Raw genomic sequence first — 6,177 nt, 5'->3', positions numbered from 1 at the left:
GGCCCGCGCCCGGTGCTTACCCCGCGCGCGGGGCGGCCGGTGCGCGACATCGTGGCCATCGGCGTTTCCACCGGCGGGCCGCCCGCCGTGCAGAAGGTGCTGTCGCAACTTCCGGCGGACTTTCCCGCCAGCATCCTTATAGCCCAGCACATGCCTGCCGCGTTCACCGGCCCCTTCGCCAAGCGGCTGGACGGCGTGTGCCGCATCACGGTGAAAGAGGCGGAAAACGGAGAGCGCCTGCGCCCCGGCACCGCATACATCGCGCCCGGCGGCAAGCATTTGCGTGTGGACCAGAAGATCAGCATGGTAGAGGTGGTGGTTACCCCCGAGCCGACAGAGGCGCTGTACAAGCCTTCGGCCAACGTGCTTATCGAATCGGTGGCGCAGGCCATGGGCCGCCGCACCCTGGGGGTCATCCTTACCGGCATGGGCAGCGACGGGCTGGAAGGCGTGCGCGTGCTGAAGCAGAAGGGCGGCAGGGCGTTGGCGCAAAGCGACGCCACCTGCGTGGTCTACGGCATGCCCAAGGCCATAGTGGATGCCGGCCTGGCCGATGAAATCATAGACATAGACGACATGGCCTCTGCCATAATGGCGGGACTGTACAAGTAGCCCAGGCGGGCCACCGCGCGCAACCGGACACGCCGGATGCCCTCGGGCGCAGGAACGGCGCGGAAAGGCCGCAGGGCGGCACCGGGTCAGGCAATAGGGCTAGTCATTCCACGGAAGGACGGGAGTATGTCCGAACAGCAGATCATCGAGCAACTCCAGGGCGACGACGTCGAGGCAATCCGCGAGGCGGCCTATGCCGCCGGGAACCTTCGGCTGGAAAGCGCCGTACCGCATCTGGTGGCGCGCATCCAAAGCCACAACATCGGGGTGCAGGAAGCAGCCGACCGCGCCCTGCGCAAGATCGGCGGGGTTGCTGCCGTGCGCGGGGTGCTGCCCCTGTTGCGGTCGGACGACGCGCCGATCCGCAACATCGCCATGGACGTGCTGCGCGAGATCGGGGCCGACGACTTCGACTCGCTGAGGCAGCTACTGCATGACGACGACCCCGACATGCGCATTTTCGCATCCGACATCCTTGGCACCTCGGAAAGCATCCTGGCGGTGCCCTCGCTGTGCGAGGCGCTGCTGCGCGACCCGGAGGTCAACGTACGCTATCAGGCCGCCGTCAGCCTTGGCACCCTGGCCTTCGCCGAGGCGGCGGACTGCCTGAACAAGGCCATGATGGACGAGGAATGGGTGCAGTTTTCGGTCATAGAGGCGCTGACCAAGATCCGGGCCGAATCGTCGGTCAATGCGCTGGTCAAGGCGCTGGACTCGGCGTCCGACCTGGTGGCCTCCATGATCGTGGACGCCCTGGGCGAGATGGGCAACATCAAGGCCGTGCCGCTGCTGCTCAAGCGCCTGGACAAGTCGCCCGGGCCGCTGCGCAACAAGATCGCCAAGGCCATCGTCAACGTGCTGGGCGGCAAGTCGCTGTCCCTGCTGGGCGAAAAGGACAGGCTGCGCCTGCGCGACTACCTGCTGGCCGCCATGGACGACGAGGACGAGGACGTGCAGAACGCCGCCATGCGCGGCCTTGCCAGCATCGGCGGGGCAGAGGCGACGGAGGCGGTACTGAAGGTTGCCGTGGGGCTGGACCCCGACCGCGACCACGAGCGCCTGGTGGCCTGCGTGCACAGCCTGGCCGACATCGGCTTCAACAGCGCGGTGGACCGCCACGTGCGCGGCGACGACGAGCACACCCTGCTCATCCTCATCGAAGCCATCCGGGGCATGCCCAGCCGCCACGGCATCGACGTGCTGCGCGGGGTGTTCTGGGACAAGCCGCGCGACGCCCAGCGGGCCATGTCCACGGTGTTGGCCGAACGGTGCGACCCCAGCGACCGCGACTTCTTCATCGACGTGCTGGACCGCCACAACGATGCCCACGTGCTGAAGGCGGCGCTGCACTACCTGGGGCGGCGGGCCAAGGCGGTGGAGGCGGGCGAGCGCATGCTGGCCCTGCTGGAACACCCCTATGACGACGTGAAGGAAGCCGCGCTGGACGCGTGCATCGCCCTGAACAACCCTGCCATGAACGCCCGCTTCCGCGAATCGTTCCGCAGCCCCGACCCGCTGCACCGCATGATGGCCGTGTACGCCATGGGGCGCTTTGACGTGGATGAGAACCTGGCCGAACTCACCGAGGCGCTGGAGGATGAAGTCCCCGACGTGCGCAAGGTGGCGCTGGAAGCGGTGGCCAACGTGTGCCCCTTCACCAGTGCCCGGCTGGATCTGGTGGTGCCCCGGCTGCACGATGAAAACCGCGAGGTGCGCCTGGCCCTCATAGAACTGCTGGGCAACTGCGGCGAAGGCAACGTCTTTCCCTACCTGCTCCAGGCCCTGGACGACCCGGACGACTGGGTGCGGGTGCGGGCCATCGAGGCGCTGGGTTCGTTGAAGGATGCCGACGCCGTGCCGCAACTGGTGGCCCTGACCGAGAGTGCCGGGCACCTGGTGCTGCTGAAGGTGGTGGAGGCGCTGGGCGCCATTGGGGGCAACGTCGCGTTCCGGGCGTTGTTGCACCTGATGGAATCGGAGGACCCCGAAGTCCAGCAGGCCGCCGAGACGGCGGCCGCCCGCATCCACGACGAACAAGGAGTGGATGACTGATGTCCTCGCTGTTCTCCAACTCCATCACGCTGCGCAAGGAACAGAAGATCTCCGATGAGGAGTTCGTGCAGCTGCGCGACTTCATCTACCAGCAATGCGGCATCTACATTGCAGAAAACCGCAAGTATCTGGTGGAAAACCGCCTGTCGAACCGCCTCAAGGAACTGAACCTCAAGAACTTTGGCGAGTACTACTACTTTCTGCGTTACGACGCCAACAAGCGCACCGAGCTCAACAGGCTGTTCGAGGTGGTGACCACCAACGAAACCAGCTTCTACAGAAACCCGCCGCAGTTGCAGATTTTTCAGGAGCACGTGCTGAAGACCACCCTGAACGATCTGCGTGCCAAGGGGCAGAAGCGGTTGCGCATCTGGTCGGCGGGGTGCTCCACGGGTGAAGAGCCGTACACCATGGCCATCATCCTGCACGAGGTGCTGAAGACCGAGCTTCCCAGCTGGGACATCAAGATCACCGCCAACGACCTGTCGGAGGCGGTACTTGCCTCGGCCCGGCGGGGCGTCTATTCCGACTACGCCCTGCGCACCACCCCCAAGGAAATCATCGACCGCTACTTCATCAAGGAAGGCACCCAGTTCAAGGTGGACCCCAAGCTGAAGCAGCTGGTGAACTTCGGGCAGATCAACCTCAGCGACCGCATGGGGCTGAAGCGGGTTGAACGCTCGCACATCGTGTTCTGCCGCAACGTCATCATCTACTTCGACGACGAGATGAAGAAGCAGGTCATCGGCTCGTTCTACGACAACCTGTTGCAGGGCGGTTTTCTGCTCATCGGGCATTCGGAATCGCTGCACAACATCACCCGCGCCTTCAAGCCGGAACACCACACCGGCGCCATCATCTACCGCAAGCTGGAGTGACGGCGGCGGCATGGGAGACGGCAACGTGACGGAACGGAACCAATACGTGCCCGAAGCCGTGGGCACGGCCGGAACGCCCCCGGTGTGCATGGACGACATGGGCGCAAGGGATGGTCGATGGGCGCGCGGGTAGTGGCCATCGCCAACCAGAAGGGGGGCGTGGGCAAGACCACGTCCACCCTGACGCTTGGCGCGGCACTTGCGCGCCGGGGCAAGCGCGTGCTGATCATGGACCTGGATCCGCACGCCAACGCCTCGGTGCACCTCCGGTTCTACCCGGAGGACCTGGACGTGACCATGTACGACCTGTTCATGGTCGACGAGTCGGCCTGGCCCGGCCTGTGGAAGCGCCTGGTGCGCCGCAACGAAGGCCAGTCCTGGGATGTGGCCCCGGCAAGCATCCAGCTTGCCGAACTGGATGTGGACCTGAAGGGACGCAAGGGCAAGGGAGCGATACTGCAACAGGCCATCATGCACGTGCGTGACGACTACGACTTCATCATCATCGACTGCCCGCCGCATGTGGGCATCCTGCTGGTGAACGCGCTGGTGGCCTGCGATTTGCTAGTCATTCCCATCCAGACGGATTTTCTGGCGCTGCACGGTCTGAAGCTGTTGTTCGACACCATCCGGGTGCTCAACAAGGTGCTGCCGCAGCCCATACGGTATCGGGCCCTGGCCACCATGTTCGACAGGCGGGCAAGGGCGTGCAACAGGGTGCTCGAACTGCTGGCGCAGAAGATGGGGCCAAAGATGTTCAACACGGTGGTCGGCATGGATACCCGCTTTCGCGAGGCCAGTGCGCAGGGCAGGGTGATCTACGATCTCGACCCCGACAGCCGGGGGGCGCGTGCCTATGACGCGCTGGCCGAAGAGATGCTGCAATCATGACCCAACGTTCACCCGAGGAATACTTCCGCCAGCACGATTTCGGCTCGGAGACGGCCACGGGCGGCGGGGGCGAATTCACCGCCGCCGAACGGGCCTTCATGCAGAAGTATCTGGGTGTGGAGGAAGGCGACATCCTGCGCCGCATCGGCATCGATCCCGCCCGTTCGGGCGCGGCGGGTGCCGCCGCGGGGGGCATCGGGGTTGAAGACGATTCGGAATCGCTGGATGCCCGCCTGCGCAACGAGCCGGTCTTGCAGATGGTAGGCTTTTTCCTGGGTGCCCAGGAATTCGCCGTGCCTACCGAGGCCGTGCAGGAAGTGATCAAGTACGCGGCGCCAACGCGCCTGCCCGCCGCCCCGTCGTTCGTGGCGGGCATCGTCAACCTGCGCGGGCGCGTCACGCCGCTGGTGCGGCTGCGCGAACTGCTGGGCGTGCCCAATGGGGATAACGACGGCGGCGATGCCGCCGGTAGTGAAGACAAGTTCATCATCGTCTGCCGCAGGCGGGGCCTGCAGATGGGCATGATGATCGAGCGCGTGCACACCATGTACCGGGTGCCGCAACAGGATATCGACTGGGCCATCGAATCGCATCTCGGTATCAGCGTCGACTTCGTCTCCGGCCTGCTCAAGGCGGACGAACGCCTGATAAGCATCGTTTCGGTGGACAAGATACTCGACTGTGTTCTGAAACGCTGAGGAGGCACTCATGAGCAAGCATATATTGATCGTGGACGACTCCAAGACCGTTCGCAACCTGGTTGCCTTCATAATGAAAAAGGAAGGCTTCAAGGTTACCACGGCGGAGGACGGTCTAGACGGTCTGGAGAAACTGTACTCCTCCGAAAAGGTCGATCTGATCATTTCCGACGTGAACATGCCGCGCATGGACGGGTTCACCTTCATCAAGACGGTGCGCGAGCAGGACGCCTATCGCGACCTGCCCATCGTGGTGCTGTCCACCGAGGGGCAGGAAAAGGACATCCAGATGGGCATGAGCCTTGGCGCCAACCTGTACATGGTCAAGCCCGCCCAGCCGGAAAAGATGGTCAAGAACATAAAGATGCTGCTCGGTTGACCGATACGATGCATTGTAGTGGTTCTGAATGCGCGGCATTGCGCCGTGCCATGGCTTTCTGGGGGCCCGGAGAAAACGACGGTTACGGCCAGGGCGCCGCGCCGGTCGGCATCCCGGCTAGCGAGCACGGCCACGCCCCGGCCTACCTGAGGTGAGGGTATGAGTCAGGATTTCATGGATCCGGAAATATTCGCCGATTTCATCGTCGAAGCCAAAGAGCACCTCGAGACCATCGAGCCCAACCTGCTCGAACTCGAGAAGGCGCCGGACAATCTCGCGCTGCTGAACGAGATATTTCGCCCCATGCATTCGCTGAAGGGCGCGTCCGGCTTTTTGGGGCTGAACCGGATCAACGGCCTTGCGCATCGTGCCGAAAACATCATGGACGAGTTGCGCAAGGGGGACATGACCGTCACCTCCGAGATCATGGACGTCATCCTCTCCGCAACGGACGCGCTGCGCCAGATGGTGGACAACCTTGATACCACCGGCGGCGAGGGCGATGTGGAAACGGAATCCATCATTGCCACCATCGACGCCATCATGGCTGGCGGCACACCGCCAGCGGCCCCGCGCCACGCGCCCGCACCCGCCCCGGAACCTGCCCCGGTGCCTGAACCCGTCGTGGAGGCGGCTCCGGAACCCGAGCCCGCGCCTGTGCCCGCCG

7 protein-coding genes are annotated in these 6,177 nt (G+C 64.3%); all 7 read left to right on the top strand.

Going from position 1 to position 6,177, the window contains the following annotated elements; all coding sequences use genetic code 11:
* The coding region (locus FVW27_RS05865; RefSeq protein ID WP_167123537.1) for a CheB methylesterase domain-containing protein at nt 1-612 on the top strand (612 nt) is incomplete at its 5' end.
* Between the two features lie 126 nt (nt 613-738).
* Nucleotides 739-2,664: a HEAT repeat domain-containing protein gene (locus FVW27_RS05860; protein ID WP_167123536.1), complete on the top strand. Its 1,926-nt coding sequence runs from the start codon at nt 739-741 to the stop codon at nt 2,662-2,664.
* Nucleotides 2,664-3,542 carry a CheR family methyltransferase gene (locus FVW27_RS05855; RefSeq protein WP_167123534.1) on the top strand — a complete coding sequence of 293 codons (879 nt, stop codon included), beginning with the start codon at nt 2,664-2,666 and terminating at the stop codon, nt 3,540-3,542. The genes FVW27_RS05860 and FVW27_RS05855 overlap by 1 nt, the downstream gene beginning before the upstream one ends.
* A 117-nt stretch (nt 3,543-3,659) precedes the next feature.
* Nucleotides 3,660-4,433 (top strand): ParA family protein, encoded by a 774-nt coding sequence (locus FVW27_RS05850; RefSeq protein WP_167123532.1) that lies wholly within the window; start codon nt 3,660-3,662, stop codon nt 4,431-4,433.
* Nucleotides 4,430-5,131, top strand: coding sequence for a chemotaxis protein CheW (locus FVW27_RS05845; RefSeq protein WP_167123530.1), 702 nt, complete (start codon nt 4,430-4,432; stop codon nt 5,129-5,131). Before FVW27_RS05850 ends, FVW27_RS05845 begins: the two co-directional genes overlap by 4 nt.
* 10 nt (nt 5,132-5,141) lie before the next feature.
* Nucleotides 5,142-5,510, top strand: coding sequence for a response regulator (locus FVW27_RS05840; protein WP_167123528.1), 369 nt, complete (start codon nt 5,142-5,144; stop codon nt 5,508-5,510).
* A 159-nt stretch (nt 5,511-5,669) separates the two neighbouring features.
* A partial coding sequence (locus FVW27_RS05835) for an Hpt domain-containing protein (protein WP_208294654.1) occupies nt 5,670-6,177 on the top strand: 508 nt, incomplete at its 3' end.

The organism is Nitratidesulfovibrio liaohensis (genome assembly GCF_011682075.1).
Taxonomy (GTDB): Bacteria; Desulfobacterota; Desulfovibrionia; order Desulfovibrionales; family Desulfovibrionaceae; genus Cupidesulfovibrio; species Cupidesulfovibrio liaohensis.
The sequence above is the reverse complement of the archived record's forward strand: the minus strand, read 5'-3'. Positions and strand labels throughout refer to the sequence as shown.